Raw genomic sequence first — 22,125 nt, 5'->3', positions numbered from 1 at the left:
GGAGGTGAGGGGGATGCGGCCCGCAGGATCGTCAGCAGGTGTGGTCGGCGACGGGCTCGCGGCGGCCGTGCTCGGAGGCGGAGTCCCCGGCGGCGGCCTTGAGGTCGGCGCGCAGGTTCTTGGGCAGGGAGAAGGTGATCTTCTCCGTGGCCGTGCGCACCTCCTCCACATCCGTGAAGCCCAAGGCCTCCAGGTACTCGATGACCTCGCGCACGAGGATCTCCGGCACCGAGGCGCCACTGGTCAGGCCCACGGTGCGGGCGCCGTCGAACCAGGCGTCGTCGATCTCGCGGGCGTAGTCCACGCGGTAGGCCGCCGGGGCCCCGGCCTCCAGGGCCACCTCTTTGAGGCGCACCGAGTTGGAGGAGTTCCCCGAGCCCACCACGAGCATCACGTCGGCATGCGGCGCGATCGCCTTGACCGCGGCCTGCCGGTTCTGGGTCGCGTAGCAGATGTTGTCCGTGGGCGGGTCGATCAGTTCCGGGAAGCGCTCGCGCAGGAGGCGCACCGTCTCCAGCGTCTCGTCCACCGAGAGCGTGGTCTGACTGATCCAGGCGACCTTCGAGGGGTCGCGCACGACGACGCGCTCCACCTCCTCGGGGCCATTGACCACCTGGATGCGCTCGGGCGCCTCGCCCTGCGTGCCCTCGACCTCCTCGTGGCCCGCGTGGCCCACGAGGATGATGTCGTAGTCGTCACCCGCGAAGCGCACCGCCTGCTTGTGGACCTTGGTCACCAGGGGGCAGGTCGCGTCGATCGTCTGGAGGTGGCGGGCCGCGGCCTGCTCATGCACCTCCGGGGCCACGCCGTGGGCGGAGAAGACGACCCGCGCGCCCTCGGGCACCTCATCGGTCTCGGAGACGAAGATCGCTCCGCGCTTGGTCAGGGCCTCCACGACGTACTTGTTGTGGACGATCTCTTTGCGCACGTAGATCGGCGTCCCGTAGTGGGCCAGGGCCTGCTCGACGGCGTCGACCGCCCGGTCCACCCCGGCGCAGTAGCCGCGCGGCGAGGCGACGAGGATCCTCTTGGCCTCGCCCGCGGGCGGGATCACGGGGGCAGTGGAGGGCACGGGGGAATCTGTCACGGACTCACTGTGCCACAGCGCCGCCCCGGCCCCCAGGCCGGACCGTGGCACAGTGGTGCATGTGACACAGCCCCCCACACCGGGCCAGGCCCGGCCGCTCGCCCGCCTCGCCCGCGAGACCACCGCGGAGAACCCATGGCCCCTGCGCCTGCTGGCCGCGAAGATCGAGGAGTACGTCTCCAGGATGACGCAGGTGTGGGTGGAGGGCCAGGTGGTCCAGCTCAGCCGCCGCCCCGGCGCCGGCATGCAGTTCCTCACCCTGCGGGACACCGATGCCGACGTCTCCATCTCCGTGTCCCTCTACACGCGCACCCTGGCGGCCATCGACCGCGCCCTGCCCGAGCCCCTGGACTCCGGTGCCCGCGTGGTGGTCCAGGGCCGCCCCACGTACTGGACCAAGCGCGGCACGCTCCAGCTCCTGGCCGAGGACATCCGGCTCGTCGGGGTCGGGGACCTCCTGGCTCGCATCGAGCAGCTGCGCCGGATCCTGGCGGCCGAGGGCCTGTTCGACGCCGAGCGCAAGCACCCCCTGCCCTTCCTCCCCCGGCGGGTCGGACTCGTCTGCGGGCGCGGCGCCAAGGCCGAGGACGACGTCATCGTCAACGCGCGCCTGCGCTGGCCGGGCCTGCCGTTCGAGATCCGCGAGGTCGCCGTGCAGGGCGCCGGCGCCGTGCGGGAGGTGACCGCCGCGATCCGCGAGCTCGACGCGATGGAGGGGATCGACGTCATCGTCGTGGCGCGCGGCGGAGGCGCCGTCGAGGACCTGCTCCCCTTCTCCGACGAGGGGCTCGTGCGCGCGGCCGCCGCGGCCCGCACCCCGTTGGTCTCCGCCATCGGGCACGAGACCGACTGCCCGCTGCTCGACCTCGTGGCCGATTACCGCGCCTCCACCCCCACCGACGCCGCCCGCAGGATCGTGCCCGACCTCGCCCAGGAGACCGTCGGTCTGGACAACGCGCGCGCCCGCCTGCGGGAGATCCTCGCCCAGCGGCTCGACGCCGAGCAGCGGGGGCTCGATCAAGTGCGCGCCCGACCGATCATGACCGACCCCTCCGTCATCATCCGCGACCGCGTCACCGAGCTCGACGCCGCCCGCGAGCGCATCCGCCGCGGCCTGGACCACGCGCTCTCCCTGGCCGCCTCGGATCTGCGAGCCGAGCGGGCGCGCCTGACGGCGCTGTCCCCGCAGGGAGTGCTGGATCGCGGCTACACGATCCTGCGCCGCCCCGGGGGCGCCGTCATCACGAGCGCGGAGGATGTCAAGAAGGGCGATCTCATCGAGGGGATCCTCGCCTCCGGGCGGCTCGTCGCCCAGGTGGTGGGGGCCACGAAGCCCGCCTCGCAGCTCCCCGCGGCTGACTGAGACACCGGGGCCGGCGCCCCGCCAGGCCGCGCCCGGGGGCGGTGCCCCGAGCCGCGTTGCGGATCCGCCCGCCGCCCCGCCGACTCAGGCCATGGGGACGAGCCTGTCGCCATAGGCGGGCCCGACCTCCCACGCCTCGATCCGGGCGCCCTCCAGCCCGCTCCTGATGACGACGGCGTCGTCGCCGGGGTCCGATCCCACGCGCGCCGAGAGAGGCTGACCGTTGACGAAGACCTCCAGCGAGGAGCGGTCGATGAGGATCCGCATGTCGATCGCCCCGTCGCCGCCGAGCGGGACCTCCCCCGCCAGGAGGCGGGTATCGGTGAGGATGATGGGGCTGCCGGGGACGGCGGAGGCGGAGCGGTCCACCTCCAGCCAGCCCGCCCAGGCCTCCTGGCCCACCGCGCCGGGCGCGATCCCGCGGGCCGGGCGACGCCGCACGGTGATGCGGGTGCGGCGCTCGCCGTCGTCGGAGGCCAGCGCGTCGATGACGAGCGGGGCGTCCCCGAGCCGGCCGCTGAGACCGATGTCGAGGCTGCGGCCGCGGGCGACGAGCCCCGTCGCCCTCTCGTCCTCGGCATGGGCCACCTGCCGGCCCCGCAGGCGCTCGAGCTCGGCGATCGGCCGATACCGGAGCGTGCCGTCCTCGGCGAGGCCCACCTCGCGGGGGATCGACATCGAGCCGGACCAACCGGCGGCCATGGCCCGCTCCTTGTCGAGGGCCGACTGCATCCAGCCGATCATGATCCGCCGCCCGTCGGGCAGGAGCGTGGACTGGGGCGCGTAGAAGTAGTTCTCGCCGAGATCCTGGCTCCCCACCAGCCCGATCTCCATCCGAGCACCATGGCGGGCACCGGTCATCCACACGCTGCGCAGCGTGCGGCCGGCATCCCAGGGGCACACGAGCAGCACGTCCACGGGGCTGCCATCGGCGGACTCGAGGGTGATGAGCTCGGGGCACTCCCACACTGTGGCGGTGGCGCGCACGCCGTCGCACTCCCCATCGCCGACGGCGAGCACGCCCTCCCAGCGCCAGTGGAGGAGATCGGTGGAGGAGTAGGCCAGGGCCGCGCCGCCCAGGCCCGGCAGCCCTGAGCCCATGATCTGCCACCAGCGACCGTCCTCGTGCCAGACCGAGTGATCGCGCATCTCCAGCACATCGAGGCCCGGCGGCGGGCCGGCGATGAGGGCGCCGGGCTCCTTGTTCCAGGAGACGAGGTCGGGATCGGAGGCATCACCCCTGGCCAGGCGGCATACCTGGGTGGGCTGGGCGGCGTTGCCGGAGTAGACGGCGGTGGGAGCGCCGTTGTCGTTCACGATGACGCCGGACCAGCAGCCGTGCGAGTCGGGGCCGATCTCGTCGGGGGAGAGGGCGATCGGCAGGTCTCGCCAGGTGACGAGGTCCTCGGAGACCTGGTGGCCCCAGTGGATGCGGTCGTGGACGGGGGCGGCCGGGTTGGCCTGGTAGAAGAGGTGGAGGCGCGGGGAGCCATCGGGGCCCGGCCAGAGGCTCAGGCCGTTCGGGTCGTTGAGCCAGCCGTAGGGCGCGGTCACGTGCCAGCGGGGCCTGGCGGGGTCGGCGCCGGCGCGCGCGGCGAGGACGGCAGGATCCTCGTAACGGCGCGGCGCGGGGCGCGCGGGCCAGGTGGTGGGCCCGGCGGCCAGGGGCGCGCCGGGGGCGGGGATCGCGGGCGCAGGACGGGCGGGTCCGGCAGCGGCATCGTTGATCATGGGCCTGAAGTCCCTTCTCCGGTGAGGCCGGGCGAGCGCCCGGTCCATCATCGCCCAAGGATCGCATCGCGCGGGCCCTCGAGCGCCCCGATCCGCCACCACTTCTCCGCGATGCCGCGCCGTGGGGCCCGGTGGCGTGCGAGAATCGCGCCATGAGCCTGAGCCCCGACTCCCCCGCCTCCGCCACAGGCGACAACGACGACGTCGCCGCGCTGTCCTATGAGCAGGCCCGCGAGGAGCTGGTCGGCGTCGTCCAGCGCCTGGAGGCCGGCCAGGTCCCGCTGGAGGACGCGCTGTCCCTGTGGGAGCGCGGCGAGGCGCTGGCCGCCCGTTGCCAGGCCTGGCTCGACGACGCCCGCGCCCGGCTGGCCGCCGTCGCCTCCCCGGATCAGGACCAGGGCTGATCCCCGGCCCACCAACCGCCTCCACTGGAGCGAAGGAGCCCCATCATGACCAACACGACCGCCGAGAACATCACCGCCCCCGCCGCTCCCGGCCCCGCCGGGACCGCGCTCGTCATCGGGGAGGCACTGGTCGACGTCGTCATCCACCCCGGCGCCGAGCCGGTGGACATCCCCGGCGGCTCGCCGGCGAACGTGGCGCTCGGCCTGGCGCGCCTCGGCCGCGACGCCGAGCTCGACTGCTGGATCGCCGATGACGAGCGCGGCCGCGCGATCCGCTCGCACCTGGTCTCCAACGGCGTGCGCATCACCCCGGGCTCGGACGGCGCCGAGCGCACCTCCACCGCCCAGGCGACCATCGGCGAGGACCGGGCCGCCACCTACGTCTTCGACCTCGACTGGAACCCGCCCTACCCCGCTCCCGCCGAGGCCCCGGTCCTGGTCCACACGGGCTCGATCGCGGCGATCCTGGAGCCGGGCGCGCGGACGGTCGAGCAGGTCCTGCGGGACTTCCGGGCCTCGGCGACCGTCTGCTACGACCCCAACGCCCGCCCCCAGCTCATGGGCGAGCCCGGCGAGGCGCGCGCGATCGTGGAGCGCCTCGTGGCCCTGGCCGACCTGGTCAAGTGCTCCGATGAGGATGTGGCCTGGTTCTACGGCATCGATGAGGGCGACGACGCCGCTCTCGAGGGCGTTCTCGAGGGCTGGCTCCGGATGGGGCCGGCGATCGTCGTCGTCACCCGCGGCAAGCGGGGGGCGCTGGCGCTGACGTCCTCGGGGCTGCGCCTGGAGGTGCCAGCGGACCCGAGCGTCATCGTGGCGGACACGGTGGGCGCGGGCGACTCCTTCATGGGAGGCCTGGAGGACGGCCTGTGGTCCGAGGGGCTCGTGGGGGCCCAGCGGCGCGAGGCCCTGCGCGCGATCGACGCCGCAGCCCTGGAGCGCGTGGTCCGCCACGCCTCGCGCATCGCGGACATCACCGTCTCCCGGGCCGGCGCCAACCCGCCCACCCGCGCCGAGCTCGCCTGAGCCCCCTCCTCCCGCGCGGTCGTACCGGGCGGGAGGAGCGCGGTGAGCGGCCACGAGGAATCCCCGGGGACCCCGGGCCCCGTCGTCGACAGCACCTGTGAGCCGTCTCGGGCATCCTCCAGCCGTCGGCTTCCAAGTGAGTACCGCCCGCCGCCCCGGATCCGCCCGGCGGGCCAGCGCCCTCAGCTCCCTCAGCGCCCCATGCGACGCTGCCGCCCGGCGTAATCGCGCAGGGCGCGCAGGAAGTCGACCCTCCGGAAGGCCGGCCAGTTGACCTCGCAGAAGTAGAACTCGGAGTGGACCGACTGCCATAGCAGGAATCCCGACAGGCGCTGCTCGCCGGAGGTCCGGATGAGCAGGTCGGGGTCGGGCTGGCCCTTGGTGTAGAGGTGGTCGGTGATGTCCTCCTCCCTGAGGGAGGAGGCCACCTCCTCCAGGCTCGCCCCGGCGGCGGCGCGCTCGCGCAGGATCTCGCGGACGGCGTCGGCGATCTCCTGACGCCCCCCGTAGCCGACGGCGATGTTGACCTCCATCCGCTCATCGGGCCGCCCGGCCTCGCCCTGCTCCTCAGTGGTGGCGACGGCCTCGCGCAGGCGGCCGGCCACCTCGGCGGGCAGGAGGCCGACGGCGCCCACGAGGCGCAGCCGCCACCGGTGAGTGCCCGCTAGGTCCTCCACGGCCTGGGCGATGATGTCGAGCAGGGGGGCGAGCTCGGCGGGATCGCGGGAGAGATTGTCAGTGCTCAGCAGCCACAGGGTGACGACGGTGACACCGGCGTCCTCCGCCCAGCCGAGGAACTCCTCGATCTTGTCCGCTCCGCGCTTGTGCCCTTGGGAGGCGCCGATGCCCAGCGCCTTGGCCCAGCGGCGATTGCCGTCGAGGATGACGCCGACGTGGCGGGGCGCGCGGGAGGAGTCGAGGCGCGTGGACAGGCGGCGCTCATAGAGCTGGTAGAGGAAGCCGTCCGCCATGTCTCTCCTTCGCACGTGCGCGGGCCCGGCTGGGCGATGGCCCGGGCTGTGCCGCAGGACCAACGGTATCGCGCGCGGCGCCGGTGGGCGGTGGTCCTTCCTCCCCACTCGAACCTACGGTACCGTAGGTTCGGGCGCCGCCCCCCCTGAGCTCGCCATCGGCGCCCGCCAGGAGGTTCAATGCGCACCGACGCAGATCCGCGCCGCGACGAGGAGCGGGCCGCCCCCGGCCAGGAGCAGGACCCCGGCCGCCAGGGCCCGCGGGCGCTGGCCAGGCTCAAGCCCGTCAAGCCGCGGCTGCGCGGCTGGATCCACGCCATCACCGCCCCGCTGACCCTGGCGGCCTGCATCGTCCTGACCGTCCTGGCCGGCAGCGCCGCACTGAGATGGGCCAGCGCCGTGTACCTGGTGTGCTCACTGCTGCTGTTCGCCAACTCGGGCCTGTACCACCTGGGCAATGGCCATTTCCCACGCACTGTCTCCGGGGCACTGCAGCGCATCGACCATGCCAATATCTATCTCCTCATCGCCGGGACCTACACGCCCCTATCAGTGGCGCTGCTCGACTCGGCGACGGCGCGCCTGGTGCTCGGCATCGTCTGGGGAGGGGCGGCGGCCGGGATCGCCATGTCCCTGGCGTGGCCGGGGGCTCCGCGCTGGCTGAGGACTTCGCTGTACATCGTGCTGGGCTGGGTGGCGATCTGGTTCCTGCCGGCGTTCTGGCGCTCCGGAGGGCCCGCGATCGTGTGGCTGCTCATGGCCGGGGGCCTGGTCTACACGGTCGGCGCGATCGTCTACGCGCGCAAGCGCCCCGACCCCCTCCCCCGCTGGTTCGGCTTCCACGAGGTGTTCCACACCTGCACGGTGGCGGCCTGGGCCTGCCACGCCGTGGCCTGCTACATCGCGATTCTCAGCTGACCCCAGTCAGGCCGGGAGCACGAGATGCCCCGGTCACCGCCAGGTGCGGTGCGCATCCACTGGCACCACCCGCACCCACCAGCACGGGCAGCACGCACCACTGGGCGCGGACGGCACCACTCGGCGCGGAAAGCGCCAGTCGATGAGCCGCCACCACCGGCCCCACGAGTCGCGGGGCCGGCCGGAAGCGCGGTTTCCAGGCCGGTCTCAGGCCAACGGATGTAGACTCGCCCCTTATACGAACGACCCCGAGCGCCGACGGTGCGCATCGGGGTTGTTGCCGAGACACCGTCGCAGGCATATCACTGACCACCACATCGAGGAGTACCCCCATGGCCGCGGATACCGAGAAGCAGGGAACCTGGCTGACGCAGGAGGCCTTCGACCGCCTGAGCGCCGAGCTCGAGCACCGTAAGGGCGAGGAGCGCAAGGAGATCGCGCAGCGCGTCGAGGCGGCCCGTCAGGAGGGGGACCTGCGTGAGAACGCCGGCTATCACGCCGCACGCGAGGAGGCCGCCCTCAACGAGGCCCGCATCATCGCCCTGACCGAGACGCTGGAGAACGCCCGGATCGGCGAGGCCGCCGACGACGGCACCGTCTCCGCGGGCACGATCGTCACCGCGAAGGTCGCCGGGAAGGAGCAGCGCTTCGCCCTGGGCGGGCAGGAGATCGCCGAGGACGTCCCCGAGGGAGTCAAGGTCTTCTCCCCCGACGCCCCGCTCGGCCAGGCCCTCATGGGGCACTCCGCGGGTGAGAAGGTCTCCTACGACGCCCCGAACGGCAAGACGATCACCGCGGAGATCCTCAAGGTCAGTCGCGTCTGAGACCGTGCCGACCCGCATTCCCGCACCTCGCCTTGAGCGAAGGGCGCGGAAATGGGGCGGCCCTGCCCACAGCGGGGCGGTAGCGTTCTCCTATGAACGCACCGTCCCGCAATCACGTTATCCCCGGTCGCGAGGAGCCCGTGCTCCCCGAGCCCGGCAACCACGTCGTCCTCGGCGCTCCCCTGACAGGCCCCTGGCCCAAGGGCACCGAGGTCATCTACCTCGCGGGCGGCTGCTTCTGGGGCGTGGAGCGGATCATGTGGCGCCAGCCCGGCGTCGTCGCCACCTCCGTGGGCTACATGGGCGGCACCACGCCCAACCCCACCTACCAGGAGGTCTGCACGGCCCGGACCGGGCACGCCGAGACGGTGCTCGTCGCCTACAACCCGGTGGTCGCGGGGCGCGGCGGGGAGGCGCTGCTGCGCGCCTTCTGGGAGAACCACGACTCCACCCGGCTCAACCGCCATGGCAACGACATCGGCCCCCAGTACCGGTCAGCCGTCTGGACCACGACGCCCGAGCAGTACGCGGTGGCCACGGCCACCCTCAAGGCGTTCCAGAGCGAGTTGGCCCGGCTCGGGCTGGGCCGGTCCGTGACGACGATCGATCCGGCGTCGATGCAGTACGCGGAGTTCGGCGGCCCCTACTACCTGGCGGAGGACTACCACCAGGGCTACCTGGAGAAGAACCCGGGCGGCTACTGCAATCACGGGCCCAACGGCGTCACCTGTCCCGTGGGGGTCGCGAACCTGCCCTCGCAGGTGGACGTCCTGCCTCCTCAGCAGGTTTGAGCAGGAGAAGTGGCGAGGTTTGAGGATTCCTTTTTCTGACGCCTAGTCGTATCCCGGATAGTCGCAGGTCGGAGCGATACGCGCTCGCTACCCGCTCGCACTCGGGCGGATTCGACCCCAGGCAATCCTCAAAGCTCGCCATTCCCGGCGAGCAGGGGCGCCGACTCAGGCGCCGGTGGCGAGGCGCCAGGCAACGAGGAGCATGACAACGCCGACGAGCGCGTCGACGATTCTCCAGGTGCGGGGGCTCGCGAGCAGCCCGGACAGCGCCCGCGCCCCGAGTCCGAGCCCGGTGAACCAGATGACGGAGGCGAGGGTGGCGCCCGCTGCCGCCCACCAGCGATCGGGGCCGAAGTGGTTGGTGACCGTGCCGAGCATGAGCACGGTGTCGAGGTACACATGGGGGTTGAGCCAGGTCAGGGCGAGCGTCGTGATGGCGACTGAGCCCGCGCCCCGCGAGGAGGCCTCCTCCAGGCCACCGGGCCGCAGCGCCGAGCGGAAGGAGTTGATCGCGAAGAGGACCAGGTAGGCCACCCCGCCCCAGCGCAGGGCCTGGAGCACCCACGGCGCCAGCGAGGAGACCGCGCGGATCGCGCCGGTGCCCACGGCGATGAGGATGGCGTCGGACAGGGCGCAGATGAGGATGACCAGCCCGATGTGCTCACGGCGCACCCCCTGGCGCAGCACCCAGGCGTTCTGGGCGCCGATGGCCATGATGAGCCCCAATCCGGTGCCTAATCCGGTCAGTGCGGGCGCGAGCGAGACGGGCGGTCCTGTCATGCTCCCGAACCATAGGCGGGATTCGGCCCGGACCGCCGCGCCGTCCCAGTCGTGGGAGGATGCGCTCCATGAGCGATGACAGGTACTCGGGCAGGGACGGCGGCTACGCCAGGCGCGGTGGCGGCGGCTATCGGGGCGGGCACCGCGGCGGCCGCGATGGCCGCGATGGCCGCAGCAGGGGCGGCTCCGGCTATCGCGACGGCGGGCGCCGCCGCTATGACGATGAGCCGCGCGACGGGGAGCTGAGCGACCTCGTCGGCCACCTCCACGCCCTGGATGGGCGCGCCTATCCGGCCTACCGGGCGATCGTCGGGCGCTACCTGGCGCCCGAGGGATGGACGCTCCACATCGACCGGGTCCAGGCCGACCCCTACGCCCCACCGACGCGCATCCGGGTCACCGCGCCCGCCTCCCTGCCCTCGCTGGCACTCCTGGCGCGCGAGGGCCTGCTGACGACGGCGGACCGCCGCCTCGCGCTCGCCGACTTCCTCACTCGCGAGATCCACGCGGGATTCAAGGGCACCGCCCTGTCCATCGCCGCGCCCGGCCAGGAGATCCTGGAGCGCTCGGCCGTGCTCCTCATCCCGGTCGCGGGCAGCGCCGAGGACGCTGACGGCACCAGCGGCCCCGGCGGCACCACCGGCTCCGATGACGCCGGGGCGTGGACCATCGAGGTGCGCGCCCGCATGGCGCTTCCCGCCCAGGGCCGCTCCATCCAGGGCCGCGAGGCCGCCAGGATCGTCGGCCGGGACCTCACCCGCGAGATCGGAACGGCCCTGGACCTGGCGGGCGAGCGGGCCGAGCGGCTCCTCGCCCACGTGGAGGCCCTGGAGGACCACAGGGCCCTCACCGAGGCGGTCCGCGAGGCGGGCTGGGTCTCCTTCCTCGCCGACGGCTCCCTCCTGCCGCGCCGCTCGGGGGTCAGCGACGAGCCGCTGCGCTCGGGGGGAATCGCCCTGCGGGCCCCGGAGTCGCTGGCGGCCACCGTGGAGCTCCCGCATGCCGGGAAGATCCGCGGGACGGCCGTGCCGGCGGGCGTGACGGTCATCGTCGGCGGCGGCTACCACGGCAAGTCCACCCTGCTGGCGGCCATTGAGAGGGGCGTCTACCCGCATGTGCCGGGCGATGGGCGCGAGCTCGTGTCCACCGCCCCCGACGCCGTCAAGGTGCGGGCCGCCGATGGCCGGGCGGTCACGGGCGTCGATCTCACGCCCTTCATCTCCCACCTGCCCGCGGGCCGGGACACCGCGGCCTTCACCACCCGCAACGCCTCCGGCTCGACATCGCAGGCTGCCGCGATCGTCGAGGCCATCGAGGTGGGGGCGACGGCGCTGCTCCTCGACGAGGACACCTCGGCCACGAACCTGCTCATCCGCGACGCGCGCATGCGCTCGCTCGTGGCCGCCGAGCGCGAGCCGATCACCCCGCTGGTGGACCGGGTGGGAGCACTCTCCTCACGCCTGGGCGTCTCCACGGTCATGGTCATGGGCGGCTCCGGGGACTACCTGGATGTGGCCGACCACGTCCTCCTCCTGGACGCCTATGAGTTGCGCGACGCCACGGAGCAGGCTCGGGCCGTCGTCGCCGATCAACCCCGGGAGGGGACGGCGCTGGAGGACTTCCCGCTCGGCCCCGGCCGCATCCCGGCACCCGCTCCGGCGCGCACCCGGCGCGGCCCGATCCGCACCCGGGCGCGGGGAATCGACTCGCTCACCCTGGACCGCGAGGAGATCGACGTCTCGGATGTGGCCGGGATCGTGGACCCGGGTCAGGCCGAGGCGACGGCCCACGCCCTGCGCGCCCTGCTGGAGCAGCGCTTCGACGCCGCCTCCACGCTGCGCGAGTGCCTCGATGACCTGGAGGCCCTGATCGACGACGAGGGCCTGGACGCGCTCGACGAGGGCGGGGCGTTCCTCGCGCGCCCCCGGATGGTGGACGTGGCGGCGGCCGTCAACCGCTATCGGCCGCTGGAGGTGGGGTAGCCCTCGAGAGCGGCCGCGGAGCCCGGGACCGTGACGGTCCCGGGCTCCGCGGCTGTTCGGCCGGCGGCGCCCCCCGTGCGACGGGGGCGCTCAGCGCAGGGATGCCAGGGCCTTGTCCTGAGCGACGATCGCCTCGACGAGCGCGGCGACCTCACCGTCGTGGAAGGCGGCGGGAGCGAAGGCGCCGCCGGGGAAGTCCGTGGCCAGGTGCAGGTTGACCTGGGCGCTGACGACGCCGGTGGTGAAGTTGGCCAGGATGGCGCGCAGATGCTCGATCTGACGGTGGCCGGCGGAGTAGGAGTAGCCGACGAGGCCGACGGCGCGGTTGGCGAGCACGGAGGGGGTGATGAAGTCGATGGCGTTCTTCAGGCCGCCGGGGACCGAGTGGTTGTACTCGGGGCTGACGATGATGAAGGCGTCGAATCCGGCGAGGGCCTCGTTCCAGGCGACGGCGGCCGGGTCCTTGGCCGGGGCCGCCATGGGGGGCAGCTCCTCGGCGAAGATGGGCAGGTTGAAGGCGGCCAGGTCGAGGATCTCGGCCTGAACCCCCTCGACCCCATTGGCCTTGGAGGCGACCCATTCGGCCACGGAGGCCCCAGCGCGGTTGGGACGGACGGATCCGAGGATGACGGCGATCTTGGTCATGGCAACTCCTGAGATATCGGCGGACAGCACATCGTTGGTGCTTGAATACTAAATCATTCTAGGCCTTAGTTCCCACTACGGAAGCCATCGGGACCATGACTCGCGACACAGCCGCGAGGCCGGGGCGATCGGACCGCCGCGAGCGCCCCGGCCGAAGGCGTCCCGAGCCCCGGACGCGCGAACGCCTCTCGCGCGGACCAACATGCGTTGATCCGCGCGAGAGGCGCAACGCCCAGGGAGGCGCCGTCGCAGCGCTTCGCCCGCGCGTCAGGTCACCGGGCTCAGCGCGTGTGATGCGTCAGGGACAGCCAGGGCGCATCAGTTCGTGGCGGCGACGATCGCCTTGACCATCGCCGGGACCTCACCCTCATGGAAGGCCGCCGGGGTGAAGGCGCCGTCGGTCCAGTCGGTCGCGATGTGCAGGGCGACATGCGGGCCGACGACGAAGGAGTTGAAGGAGCCCAGGACCTGGCGCAGGTGCTCGATGGCGCGCAGGCCGAGCTGGTAGGAGTAGCCGACCATGCCGATGGCTTTGCCCTCGAGGACGGAGGGGACGAGGTAGTCGATGGCGTTCTTCAGGGAACCGGGGATCGAGTGGTCGTACTCGGGGGTCACGAAGATGACGGCGTCGTAGGAGCCGAGCCGCTCATTCCAGGCCACTCCGGCGGGGTCCTTGGGCATGGCGATGGCCGGCGGGAGCTCCTCGACGAAGAAGGGGAGGTTGAAGTCGGTCAGGTGAAGGACCTCGGCCTCGACGCCCTCGACCAGGTTGGACTGGGCGGCGACCCAGTCGGAGACGGCGGCGCCGGCTGAGGTGGGGCGGACGGAGCCGTGAACGACGGCGATACGGGTGGTCATGAGGGACTCCTTGCAGGAATTGCGAGTGTTTAAAGCATCAGCCAATAAGACTGACGCCATCTAGTTGATACGTGAATCAGTTTAGTGGCCGGGCTCCACTTGTCAAAGCCTCATCGCATGGCACAAGGACCACATATAGGCTTGTCATGATCCACATATCTCGAGATGCTCCGGTTCGGCGCCCTGCTGAGGAGGGCTCCTCCGAGGACGCGCACTTCCAGCCTAGCGTCGTCCGCATGAGCACAGTGAGACCAGCACGACACCATTCCCGTCCCTCCCCCCGATCATCGCGCTCGCGGCGGGCGGCGAGCACCGCCGCCCGCGCCTCCTTCCGCCAGGCGCCCCATTCCTCCCCGCCCGATCCGTTCCTGCCCGACCTGTCCGTCCGCGACGCCGACTGGCTGCGCGCGGAGATGCTGCACCAGGTCTGCCTGCGCTTCCCCGGGAGCAGGCTCGATTCGCCCGTCTCGCTGCGCACGCCCCAGGGAGCGAGGCTCGTTCTGCATCGCATCGCGGCATGCCTGGCCCGCACGGAGCGGGATCTGTGGGAGGAGACCGTGGGGCACCACATCAGCGGGCTCATGACCGCCGTGCGCCCCGACGGCGCGCCGCGCGAACTCGAGGACTACTCGGATGAGGAGATACTGGGGGCCCTGCGGCTGCGCCTGGTGCCGCCGAGCAGGGATATCCCCGCCGAGGCCGATGAACCGGAGATCGCCCCGGGCCTGCGCCTGACCCGCGTCATGGACATCGGCGGGCTCCTGGTCTCCCAGCCCTCGGCCCGTCTCTACGAGCGACTGGGCGAGGAGCGCGTGGACGCCGCCGCCGTCGCCAATGCCCGCATCGTCCTGGACCGGGCGGAGCACGTGGACACCGGCGAGGGCATCCATCTCATCGGCTCGGACTCGATGCTGACGGCGGCGCTGGCGATGAGCCTGACCGAGGTCTGCGAGCAGCGGCACGTCCCGCATCCGCCCGACGGCTTCGTCCTGTCCCTGCCCGAGCAGGAGTCACTGGGGATCCTGCCCCTGGCCGAGGACGTCGATGAGGCGCATCTCGATGCTCTGCTGACGTGGTCGCTCACTCGGTGGGGGCGCGCGGAGCACCCGCTGTCGGCCCTGCTCTACCACGTGAGCGCCGACGGCGCCTGGTCGCCCCTCATGGCACCGGGGCCCTCCATCGAGCGCCCGCTCATCACCCTGCGGGATCTGCCCGAGCCGATCTGGCGGCACTTCGCCTGGTTCTTCACGCCCTACGACGAGTACCCACCGGACGCCCTGCCCGGATTGGCCTTCGGGCTATGAGCGCGCGCCTGGTCGCACTGGGCGGGCGCGATCCGCACAGGAGACGCCGGCCGTGCCGACCGTGCCGGCGGCGTGGGCCTCAGCGCGCCAGGAAGAAGCCGGCGGCGGGGTCCTCCGTCTCCTCGTGGTAGGCGTAGCCGAGGCGATCCATGTGCTCGCGCAGCTCGCGGGCCTCCGCCTCCGGGCTCAGGCCGCTGATGCCCACCTGGAAGGCGCACAGGATGCGGCCGTAGTCGGCGCCGTCGGTACGGTAGTGGAACAGGGTGACGTTCCAGCGGGTGCCGAGCACCTCGAGGAAGTGGACGAGCGCCCCGGGGGATTCGGGGAACTCGAAGCTGAAGAGCCGCTCCGTCAATCCGGCCGGGGCCCGCCCCCCGATCATCGAGCGCACGTGGACCTTGGCGAGCTCGTCGTCGGTGAGGTCGACGACGCCGTATCCGGCCCGCTCCAGATCCGCGACGATCTCGGCGCGCTCCTCGCGCCCCCGGCGCAGCCCCACACCCACGAAGATGCGGGCGGGGCCGGGCTCGAGGGAGCCGTCGGGGCCCGGCGCCGCCCGGTAGTTGAACTCGGTGACGCTGCGCCCGCCGAGGATCCGGGCGAAGCGCAGGAAGGAGCCGCGCTCCTCGGGGATGGTCACGCCCAGGATCGCCTCGCGCTGCTCGCCGATCTCGGCGCGCTCGGAGATGTAGCGCATCTGGTGGAAGTTGAGGTTGGCCCCCGAGACGACGCACGCCAGGCGCTCCCCGGTCAGGCGGTGCTCGGAGGCGTAGCGCTTGAGCCCGGCCAGGGCGACGGCGCCGGAGGGCTCGGAGATGGCGCGCAGGTCCTCGAAGAGGTCCTTGACCGCTGCGGAGACCTCGTCGGAGGAGACGGTGATGACGTCGTCGAGCAGCTCGGAGCACAGCCGGTAGGTCTCATCCCCGATGCGGCGCACGGCCACGCCCTCGGCGAAGAGCCCCACACGGCCGAGGGTGACGGGCGCGCCCTGGGCGAGTGCCGCGGTCAGGCAGGCGGATTCCTCGTGCTCGACGCCGATGACGCGCACGTTCGGCAGGAGCTGCTTGATGAGCACGGCGATGCCGGAGGCCAGGCCGCCGCCGCCGACGGGCACGAAGACGCGGTCGAGCCCGGCGTCCTGCTGGATGATCTCCAGGCCGATGGTCCCCTGGCCGGCGATGACGCGAGGATCGTCGAAGGGGGGCACATAGGTCAGGCCGTCCTCATCGGCCAGGCGCTGGGCCTCGGCCTTGGCGGCGTCGAAGTTGTCGCCGTGGAGGAGCACCTCTCCGCCCAGGGCGGCGACGGCGTCGACCTTGATGCGGGGCGTGACGGTCGGCATGACGATGAGGGCGCGGCAGCCGAGCAGCGCCGCGGACCGGGCGACTCCCTGAGCGTGATTCCCGGCCGAGGCGGTCACCACGCCGCGAGCGCGATCGTCGTCAGAGAGCATGCGCATGCAGGTGTAGGCGCCGCGGATCTTGAAGGAGTGGACCGATTGCAGGTCCTCGCGCTTGGCGGCCACCTCGCAGCCCAGGCGCGCCGAGAGAGCGTCCATGCGCTGCAGGGGCGTGTGCTCGGCGGCCTCGTAGACGGGCGCGCGCAGGATCGCGCGCAAGTACTGGGAGGAGTCCCACGGGGTATCGGTGCCGGCAGGTTCGTTCACACCATCAGCCTAGAGGAGTCGGCTCGCGGCCCCGTCGGCACCACCAGTCCGTGGGCGCCGCGCGGGCGGTCTCCGATTGGCGCGCGTCACCCCGAGTGGTGCCGTTTTCACCCACAGGTGCGTCCTGCCCGCACCTGTGGGTGCGAACAGCACCGGTCAGTGCGGATGGCGCCGATGGATCCCGCCCGCGTCCCGCACCTCACATGCCGAGCTTGGAGAGGTCGCGCACAGCACCGAGGTCGGCGGACGTGGCGAGCATGGCGTAGGCGCGAAGCGCCGCACTCACATGGCGCTGACGCTCCTCGTGCGGAGTCCAGGCGGCCTCGCCCCGGGCCTCCTCGGCGGCGCGGCGCGAGGCGATCTCGTCGTCGGACAGGCGCACGGAGATGGAGCGGGCCGGGATGTCGATGTCGATGATGTCCCCCGTGCGCACGAGCCCGATGAGCCCGCCCGCCGCCGCCTCCGGGGAGACATGGCCGATGCTCAGCCCCGAGGTGCCGCCGGAGAAGCGGCCGTCGGTGAGCAGCGCGCACTCCTTGCCCAGGTGCATCGACTTGATGTACGTCGTCGGGTAGAGCATCTCCTGCATGCCCGGACCGCCGCGGGGGCCCTCTTGGCTGATGACGACGACGTCGCCGGCCTTCACCTTCCCGCCGAGGATCCCCTCGACGGCGGCGTCCTGAGACTCGAAGACCACGGCCGGCCCGGAGAAGGTGAGGATGGAGGCATCCACGCCGGCGGTCTTGACGATGCAGCCCTTGGACGCGATGTTGCCGAAGAGGACCGCCAGGCCGCCGTCGCGCGAATAGGCGTGCTCCAGGTCGCGGATGCAACCGGCCTCGCGGTCCAGGTCGTGGGCCTCCCAGCGCGAGGCCTGGGAGAACATCTCCGTGGTGCGCGCGCCTGCGGGCGCCGCGAGGTAGCGAATCCGGTCCGCCTCGCTCACGGAGGAGCCCGGCGCGCCGTCGTCGCCGGGGCGGGCCAGGTCGAAGGCGGCGAGCTCATCGTCGAGGGTGCCGCGCAGGACCGTGCGCGTGGATGTGTCCAGCAGGCCGGCGCGGTCGAGCTCGCCGAGGATGCCCATGATGCCGCCGGCGCGGTGGACGTCCTCGATGTGGTAGAGGTTCGTCGACGGCGCGACCTTGCACAGGTGCGGGACCCTGCGGGAGAGGCGGTCGATGTCGGCCATGTGGAAATCGACTCCGGCCTCGCGGGCCGCGGCCAGCAGGTGCAGGACCGTGTTCGTGGAGCCGCCCATGGCGATGTCCAGGCTCATGGCGTTCTCGAAGGCGGCCTTGGTGGCGATCGAGCGCGGCAGGACGGTGGCGTCGTCGCCCTCGTAGTAGGCGCGGGTGATCTCGACGATCTGGCGGCCGACGGCGTCGAAGAGCTCGCCGCGATCGGAGTGGGTGGCCAGCAGCGTGCCGTTCATGGGCAGGGCCAGGCCCAGGGCCTCGGTGAGGCAGTTCATGGAGTTGGCGGTGAACATGCCCGAGCAGGAGCCGCAGGTGGGGCAGGCCAGTCGCTCGATGGCGGAGATCGTCTCATCATCCACGGTGGGGTCGGCGGCGTCCATCATGGCGTCGATGAGGTCGAGCTTGCGGGTGGTGCCGTCGGCGGCGGTCATCTTGCCCGACTCCATGGGGCCGCCGGAGACGAAGATCGTGGGGATGTTGAGGCGCAGCGCGGCCATGAGCATGCCGGGGGTGATCTTGTCGCAGTTGGAGATGCACACCAGGGCGTCGGCGCAGTGGGCGCCCACCATGTACTCCACCGAGTCGGCGATGAGATCGCGGGACGGCAGGGAGTAGAGCATGCCGTCGTGGCCCATGGCGATGCCGTCGTCGACGGCGATCGTGTTGAACTCCTTGGCGATGCCGCCGGCGGCCTCGATCCGGCGGGCCACGCGGCGGCCGACGTCGCGCAGGCCCACGTGCCCGGGGACGAACTCGGTGAAGGAGTTGGCGATGGCGATGATAGGCTTGCCGAAGTCGGAGTCCTTGACGCCGGTGGCGCGCCAGAGCGCGCGGGCGCCGGCCATGTTGCGGCCGGATGTGGAGGTGGCGCTGCGGTAGACGGGCATGAGGGCTCCTGTTCTCGGCTCGGCAGGACCGACGACGATGAGGCGATGCCCAGATTAGCGGCCACCATGTCATCTCGATGCGGGTGGCCACTGTGCGGTCGTCGCAGGCGCCTCCCGCATGCCGGGCGCCCACTTCCAGCAGAGCGACACGCACGCAGGAGAATATTCCTCGCCGCCAGGATCCGCATGATTCCGCGGTTCTGCCGCGTCGAATCCTGCAGCGGATCCTCTCCCATGTGCATCCAGGGGAGTGGTTGCACATGGGAGAGGATCAATCCGTGCGGACTTTCGGTCAGAACCGCGGAATCATGCGGTTGCCGACACCGGCCACACCATCTGAGCGTGCGAAGTGCCCCTCAGGCGTAGTCGGCGATCACGCGGCGGGCGGCGCCGTCGACCGTCATGGTCCCGCCATGCGGCAGGATCCACTGGGGGCGGGTGTGGCCGAAGGGCACGCCGATGCACACGACCGCCTCGGAGCTGTAGAACCTGATGGTCTCGATGACGGCGTCCCTCTGCTCATCGCGCCGTCGTGCCCGGGTGGCGGCGTCCGGGCGGTCGTCCAGGGACGACGCGGGCGGCCTGGCGACGAGGACGGCGCCGGCGGCCTCGAGCAGCCCCCGTTCCCCCAGCGCACGCACCATCATCCTGACCTCGCTCGCAGACGGCAGGAGCTCAGAGGTCTCCAGGAGCACGACCGCACCGTCCAGGGCCTGGGGGTCCGCGGGGAAGCGGCCCGCGGCGAGGACCGCCTGGAGCACCTCCAGGCACCCGCCCCAGGTCGGCCCGGTCACCGCGCGCTCCGGCCCCGCCCACGTCCAGGGCTCGGTGGGCTCGCGCTCCCCGGTCTCGGTCAGTGCCCGGGGGTCGAGCCAGTCGACGCCGTAGTCCTCCGACTCACCGGGCTCGGTGATCTCAAGGGTCTCTCCGGTCAGGAGCGCCGCCCTCAGGGAAGCCAGGTGAACGGGGTCGACTCCCGGGCCCGGCCCCAGGTGGACCTGGGAGGAGCCGCCGTAGAAGCTGGCGATGCCGTTGCCCCACAGCCACTGGTGCAGGTTGGTGTTGTCCGAGTAGCCGAGGAACGGCTTGGGGTCGCGGCGCGCCGCCTCGGCGTCGAGGTGGCGGATGACGGTGATCTGGTCCTCGCCGCCGACGGTGGCCAGGACCGCCCGGATGCTCGGGTCGGCGAAGGCGTCGTTGAGGTCGCGGGCGCGCTCGGCGGGCGAGGCGCCCAACTGGCGTGTGGTCGGGTACTCGACGGGGACCAGGCCGGTCAGGTCGGCCAGGCGCTCCATGGCCTGCTCATGGATCGCAGGGGCGAACCCGGGGGCGGCCAGCGACGGCGACAGGACGGCGATGCGGTCTCCGGGGCGCGCTTTGGCGGGGCGCAGCAGTTCCATGCCTCATGACCTCCTTCATTGATTGGCGCACGCGGCCTTCGCCCCGAGGCCCTACCGGTTAAGAGCTCCCACCGGAGCAGCGGCGCCGATAAGCTGGGGGCCCGCCGCCCCGAGCCCGTTCATCGGTTGGGCCCGTCGGGCGCCGGGGCAATAGCGATCCTCCGTGGTGGCACCAGGGCGTCCGGGGCGCTCTCAGGCGCACCGAACGCCCTGATGGAGCGCTCCGCTGCTCCGAACCGGTCTCGATCGCCGTTTCGACCGGTTTCGGTGACGTTTTCGACCGGTCTCGGCGAAGGAGGGGGCGGGGTCCGGTCCCGGTCACATGACGCCGAGGATCTCCGTGACGAAGACGAGGGTGGCGCCGCCCTTGATGCCGGCCTGCGGCACGCCGCGCTCGCCGTAGCCGAGCTCGGCGGGGATCGACAGCAGGACGCGCGAGCCGACGCGCTGGCCGACGAGACCGTCATCCCAGCCGCGGATCACCATGCCGACGCCGATCTGGAAGCTCAGCGGCTGGCCGCGGTCGTAGGAGTTGTCGAAGACGTCGCCATTCCAGGACTGGCCGAGGTAGTGGGCGACGATGGTGTCCCCGGCCTCGACGACCTGGCCGTCACCGGCGTCGAGCACCTGGACCTGGAGGCCCGCGGGCGCATCAGAGCCGGGGAAGGTGAGGACCGGCTTGGTGCCCTTGGCACCCTCAACAGTGGGCATGTTCGAGTTGATCATGCGCGCCAGCCTACGCGATGAGCCCCGAGCCGCGCTGATCGGAACGTCACCGCTCCATCGGCCGCCCATGCGACGGGGCCGGCCGGGTCATGCCCGGCCGGCCCCGCGCCCCCGCGAACGGGGAGGGCGCTGAGAGGATCAGTCGTCGTAGAAGATCGCCAGGATCCGCAGGATCTCGATGTACAGCCACACGAGGGTGACGACGAGCCCGAAGGCCCCGGCCCATGCGTAGCGGGTGGGCAGGCCGGCCTCGACGCCGCGCTGGATGGACTCGAAGTCCATCGCCAGGCTGAAGGCCGCCATGACGACGGCGAGCAGGCCCACGATGATGCCGACCGGGATGCCCGCGATCTCCAGGGAGCGCAGGCCGAAGGGACCACCGGCGTCGGAGAGCATCATGACGCCGAAGTTGAGCAGGCAGAAGACGAAGTAGCCGCCCATGGCCAGCAGGAGGATCCGCTGCGCCCTGCCGGACAACCGGAAGCCGCCGATCTTGTAGGCGCCGAGCATGACGGCGAACACCGCCACGGAGGCCAGCACCGCCTGGATGACGATCCCGGGGAAGCGCGCCTCCATGACGCCAGAGAAGGCGCCGAGCATGGCGCCCTCACAGGCCGAGTAGGCCAAGATGAGGGCGGGCGAGGGGACCTTCTTGAAGGAGTTGACCAGGCCCAGCACGAGGGCGCCGATCGCCCCTCCGATCATCAGGAGGAAGCCGATGGGGGATGTGGAGTCGTTGGTCGCCATCACCCAGGAGACGGCGCCGACGGCGAGAATGACCGCGAACATCGCGGCCGTGCGCATGATGACGTCGTCATAGGTCATGCGGCCGCGGTCCACGTTGGTGGCGGCCGGGGCCCCGTACTGGGCCTCCATCTGGTCGAGCCGGGTCGGGGTGACCTGGCCGTAGCCCGCCTGCTGGGGAGCGCCGTATCCCACCGGCTGGCCGTACTGCTGGGCCTGGCCGTACTGGCCCGGCTGGTACCCGGGCATTGCGGGGTAGCCGGCGGGGGTGGTCCGGGGCGTCGCGACGGCGGTGCGCGCCCCGCCGTTGAAGGCCGGGTTTCGATCGAAGAAGGGGTTGCTCAAGGGTGTGTCCTTTCTGGACGGGGACTGCCGACGGCGCGGCCCGACTCGGGCCCTCCATCTCAACGCCTCCATCCTGCCGCACATTCCCCTTCCCGGTCGACCGTCATCCCGGGCATGAGTGCCCACCCCGCGTCTCCTCCTCGAGGAGGAGACGCGTCCACCGCGGATCCTGCCCCGCTCCCCCCGCGGGATCATCCCGCACGCCGATGGACCGGCGAGGGCCGTTGACTAGCCTGGTGCCACGCCGTCGGGACTAGCACAGTCACCTCTCCGGTCCCGGCGGCGCCCATAGACCCCATCGGGCCGCGCGAGCCGCACGGCGATCAGCCCCCAACCTAAGGAGCCAGGAACCATGATCGAGGCACGTGGATTGACGAAGCGCTACGGCGACAAGCTCGCCGTGGACAACATCTCCTTCACCGTCGAGCCCGGCACCGTCACCGGATTCCTTGGCCCCAACGGCGCGGGCAAGTCCAC

General features: G+C 71.9%; 20 protein-coding genes. 9 read left to right on the top strand and 11 right to left on the bottom strand.

The genetic code is table 11. The features are described 5' to 3' along the window. Window positions 1–31: 31 nt before the first annotated feature. Window positions 32–1,087, bottom strand: a complete 1,056-nt coding sequence (locus B1H55_RS03490; protein WP_077239855.1) for a 4-hydroxy-3-methylbut-2-enyl diphosphate reductase — start codon at window positions 1,085–1,087, stop codon at window positions 32–34. A 52-nt stretch (window positions 1,088–1,139) separates the two neighbouring features. Here B1H55_RS03490 and xseA point away from each other — a divergent pair, with 52 nt between their 5' ends. Continuing rightward, window positions 1,140–2,450, top strand: a complete 1,311-nt coding sequence (gene xseA / locus B1H55_RS03485) for an exodeoxyribonuclease VII large subunit (protein ID WP_077239826.1) — start codon at window positions 1,140–1,142, stop codon at window positions 2,448–2,450. A gap of 84 nt (window positions 2,451–2,534) precedes the next feature. On the opposite strand, the gene B1H55_RS03480 is transcribed toward xseA, so the two are convergent. Continuing rightward, window positions 2,535–4,181, bottom strand: coding sequence for a glycoside hydrolase family 32 protein (locus B1H55_RS03480; RefSeq protein WP_077239825.1), 1,647 nt, complete (start codon window positions 4,179–4,181; stop codon window positions 2,535–2,537). 152 nt (window positions 4,182–4,333) lie between these two features. Between B1H55_RS03480 and B1H55_RS03475 the strand changes: the two genes are divergently transcribed. Then, a complete protein-coding gene (locus B1H55_RS03475; protein WP_073453694.1) occupies window positions 4,334–4,585 on the top strand; it encodes an exodeoxyribonuclease VII small subunit in 252 nt (83 codons plus the stop codon). 45 nt (window positions 4,586–4,630) lie between these two features. After that, complete coding sequence (locus tag B1H55_RS03470) at window positions 4,631–5,611, top strand: PfkB family carbohydrate kinase (protein WP_077239824.1); 981 nt, start codon at window positions 4,631–4,633, stop codon at window positions 5,609–5,611. A 191-nt stretch (window positions 5,612–5,802) separates the two neighbouring features. Here B1H55_RS03470 and B1H55_RS03465 read toward each other — a convergent pair whose 3' ends face one another. Beyond that, on the bottom strand, window positions 5,803–6,582 hold the full coding sequence (locus tag B1H55_RS03465; protein WP_073453689.1) for an isoprenyl transferase: 780 nt from the start codon (window positions 6,580–6,582) through the stop codon (window positions 5,803–5,805). A 180-nt stretch (window positions 6,583–6,762) separates the two neighbouring features. Here B1H55_RS03465 and trhA point away from each other — a divergent pair, with 180 nt between their 5' ends. From trhA to msrA, 3 genes are all read left to right on the top strand, one after another. Beyond that, the gene (gene trhA / locus B1H55_RS03460; protein WP_080461577.1) at window positions 6,763–7,500 is read left to right on the top strand and encodes a PAQR family membrane homeostasis protein TrhA; all 738 of its coding nucleotides are present in this window, start codon (window positions 6,763–6,765) and stop codon (window positions 7,498–7,500) included. 332 nt (window positions 7,501–7,832) lie between these two features. Then, complete coding sequence (locus B1H55_RS03455) at window positions 7,833–8,324, top strand: GreA/GreB family elongation factor (protein WP_073453687.1); 492 nt, start codon at window positions 7,833–7,835, stop codon at window positions 8,322–8,324. A 92-nt stretch (window positions 8,325–8,416) separates the two neighbouring features. Further along, the gene (msrA, locus tag B1H55_RS03450; RefSeq protein WP_077239823.1) at window positions 8,417–9,115 is read left to right on the top strand and encodes a peptide-methionine (S)-S-oxide reductase MsrA; all 699 of its coding nucleotides are present in this window, start codon (window positions 8,417–8,419) and stop codon (window positions 9,113–9,115) included. 165 nt (window positions 9,116–9,280) lie between these two features. Here msrA and B1H55_RS03445 read toward each other — a convergent pair whose 3' ends face one another. Next, window positions 9,281–9,895 (bottom strand): LysE/ArgO family amino acid transporter, encoded by a 615-nt coding sequence (locus B1H55_RS03445; RefSeq protein WP_077239822.1) that lies wholly within the window; start codon window positions 9,893–9,895, stop codon window positions 9,281–9,283. A gap of 68 nt (window positions 9,896–9,963) precedes the next feature. Here B1H55_RS03445 and B1H55_RS03440 point away from each other — a divergent pair, with 68 nt between their 5' ends. After that, the gene (locus tag B1H55_RS03440) at window positions 9,964–11,877 is read left to right on the top strand and encodes an ABC-ATPase domain-containing protein (RefSeq protein WP_080461576.1); all 1,914 of its coding nucleotides are present in this window, start codon (window positions 9,964–9,966) and stop codon (window positions 11,875–11,877) included. Between the two features lie 90 nt (window positions 11,878–11,967). On the opposite strand, the gene B1H55_RS03435 is transcribed toward B1H55_RS03440, so the two are convergent. Then, window positions 11,968–12,522 (bottom strand): NADPH-dependent FMN reductase, encoded by a 555-nt coding sequence (locus B1H55_RS03435; protein WP_080461575.1) that lies wholly within the window; start codon window positions 12,520–12,522, stop codon window positions 11,968–11,970. Between the two features lie 318 nt (window positions 12,523–12,840). Further along, window positions 12,841–13,380 carry an NADPH-dependent FMN reductase gene (locus B1H55_RS03430; protein WP_073453676.1) on the bottom strand — a complete coding sequence of 180 codons (540 nt, stop codon included), beginning with the start codon at window positions 13,378–13,380 and terminating at the stop codon, window positions 12,841–12,843. Window positions 13,381–13,616: 236 nt separating this feature from the next. Here B1H55_RS03430 and B1H55_RS03425 point away from each other — a divergent pair, with 236 nt between their 5' ends. Then, window positions 13,617–14,684, top strand: coding sequence for a hypothetical protein (locus B1H55_RS03425; RefSeq protein ID WP_143163881.1), 1,068 nt, complete (start codon window positions 13,617–13,619; stop codon window positions 14,682–14,684). Between the two features lie 79 nt (window positions 14,685–14,763). Here B1H55_RS03425 and ilvA read toward each other — a convergent pair whose 3' ends face one another. The 5 genes from ilvA to B1H55_RS03400 form a co-directional block, all read right to left on the bottom strand. Further along, window positions 14,764–16,350, bottom strand: coding sequence for a threonine ammonia-lyase, biosynthetic (gene ilvA / locus B1H55_RS03420; RefSeq protein WP_077239821.1), 1,587 nt, complete (start codon window positions 16,348–16,350; stop codon window positions 14,764–14,766). A 199-nt stretch (window positions 16,351–16,549) separates the two neighbouring features. Beyond that, a complete protein-coding gene (ilvD, locus tag B1H55_RS03415) occupies window positions 16,550–18,433 on the bottom strand; it encodes a dihydroxy-acid dehydratase (protein WP_077239820.1) in 1,884 nt (627 codons plus the stop codon). Between the two features lie 356 nt (window positions 18,434–18,789). Beyond that, the gene (locus B1H55_RS03410) at window positions 18,790–19,833 is read right to left on the bottom strand and encodes a S66 family peptidase (RefSeq protein ID WP_077239819.1); all 1,044 of its coding nucleotides are present in this window, start codon (window positions 19,831–19,833) and stop codon (window positions 18,790–18,792) included. A gap of 318 nt (window positions 19,834–20,151) precedes the next feature. Beyond that, entirely contained in the window at window positions 20,152–20,559 is a 408-nt protein-coding gene (locus tag B1H55_RS03405) for an FKBP-type peptidyl-prolyl cis-trans isomerase (RefSeq protein WP_077239818.1), read from the bottom strand. Between the two features lie 138 nt (window positions 20,560–20,697). Next, window positions 20,698–21,648 carry a Bax inhibitor-1/YccA family protein gene (locus tag B1H55_RS03400; RefSeq protein ID WP_077239817.1) on the bottom strand — a complete coding sequence of 317 codons (951 nt, stop codon included), beginning with the start codon at window positions 21,646–21,648 and terminating at the stop codon, window positions 20,698–20,700. 352 nt (window positions 21,649–22,000) lie between these two features. On the opposite strand from B1H55_RS03400, the gene B1H55_RS03395 reads away from it, so the two are divergent. Then, window positions 22,001–22,125: ATP-binding cassette domain-containing protein (locus B1H55_RS03395; protein WP_143222406.1), on the top strand; the 125-nt coding region annotated here is incomplete at its 3' end.

It is taken from the genome of Actinomyces denticolens (assembly GCF_002072185.1).
GTDB classification, from domain to species: Bacteria; Actinomycetota; Actinomycetes; order Actinomycetales; family Actinomycetaceae; genus Actinomyces; species Actinomyces denticolens.
Note: the sequence above shows the minus strand (reverse complement) of the source record. Positions and strands in the feature narration are given on the sequence as shown.

Bases quoted from the DNA above. Each gene is read 5' to 3' on its own strand.
- B1H55_RS03480 (WP_077239825.1), bottom strand. From the start codon at position 4,181: ATGATCAACGATGCCGCTGCCGGACCCGCCCGTCCTGCGCCCGCGATC.
- B1H55_RS03475 (WP_073453694.1), top strand. From the start codon at position 4,334: ATGAGCCTGAGCCCCGACTCCCCCGCCTCCGCCACAGGCGACAACGAC.
- B1H55_RS03470 (WP_077239824.1), top strand. From the start codon at position 4,631: ATGACCAACACGACCGCCGAGAACATCACCGCCCCCGCCGCTCCCGGC.
- B1H55_RS03465 (WP_073453689.1), bottom strand. From the start codon at position 6,582: ATGGCGGACGGCTTCCTCTACCAGCTCTATGAGCGCCGCCTGTCCACG.
- trhA (WP_080461577.1), top strand. From the start codon at position 6,763: ATGCGCACCGACGCAGATCCGCGCCGCGACGAGGAGCGGGCCGCCCCC.
- B1H55_RS03455 (WP_073453687.1), top strand. From the start codon at position 7,833: ATGGCCGCGGATACCGAGAAGCAGGGAACCTGGCTGACGCAGGAGGCC.
- msrA (WP_077239823.1), top strand. From the start codon at position 8,417: ATGAACGCACCGTCCCGCAATCACGTTATCCCCGGTCGCGAGGAGCCC.
- B1H55_RS03445 (WP_077239822.1), bottom strand. From the start codon at position 9,895: ATGACAGGACCGCCCGTCTCGCTCGCGCCCGCACTGACCGGATTAGGC.
- B1H55_RS03440 (WP_080461576.1), top strand. From the start codon at position 9,964: ATGAGCGATGACAGGTACTCGGGCAGGGACGGCGGCTACGCCAGGCGC.
- B1H55_RS03435 (WP_080461575.1), bottom strand. From the start codon at position 12,522: ATGACCAAGATCGCCGTCATCCTCGGATCCGTCCGTCCCAACCGCGCT.
- B1H55_RS03430 (WP_073453676.1), bottom strand. From the start codon at position 13,380: ATGACCACCCGTATCGCCGTCGTTCACGGCTCCGTCCGCCCCACCTCA.
- B1H55_RS03425 (WP_143163881.1), top strand. From the start codon at position 13,617: ATGAGCACAGTGAGACCAGCACGACACCATTCCCGTCCCTCCCCCCGA.
- ilvD (WP_077239820.1), bottom strand. From the start codon at position 18,433: ATGCCCGTCTACCGCAGCGCCACCTCCACATCCGGCCGCAACATGGCC.
- B1H55_RS03410 (WP_077239819.1), bottom strand. From the start codon at position 19,833: ATGGAACTGCTGCGCCCCGCCAAAGCGCGCCCCGGAGACCGCATCGCC.
- B1H55_RS03405 (WP_077239818.1), bottom strand. From the start codon at position 20,559: ATGATCAACTCGAACATGCCCACTGTTGAGGGTGCCAAGGGCACCAAG.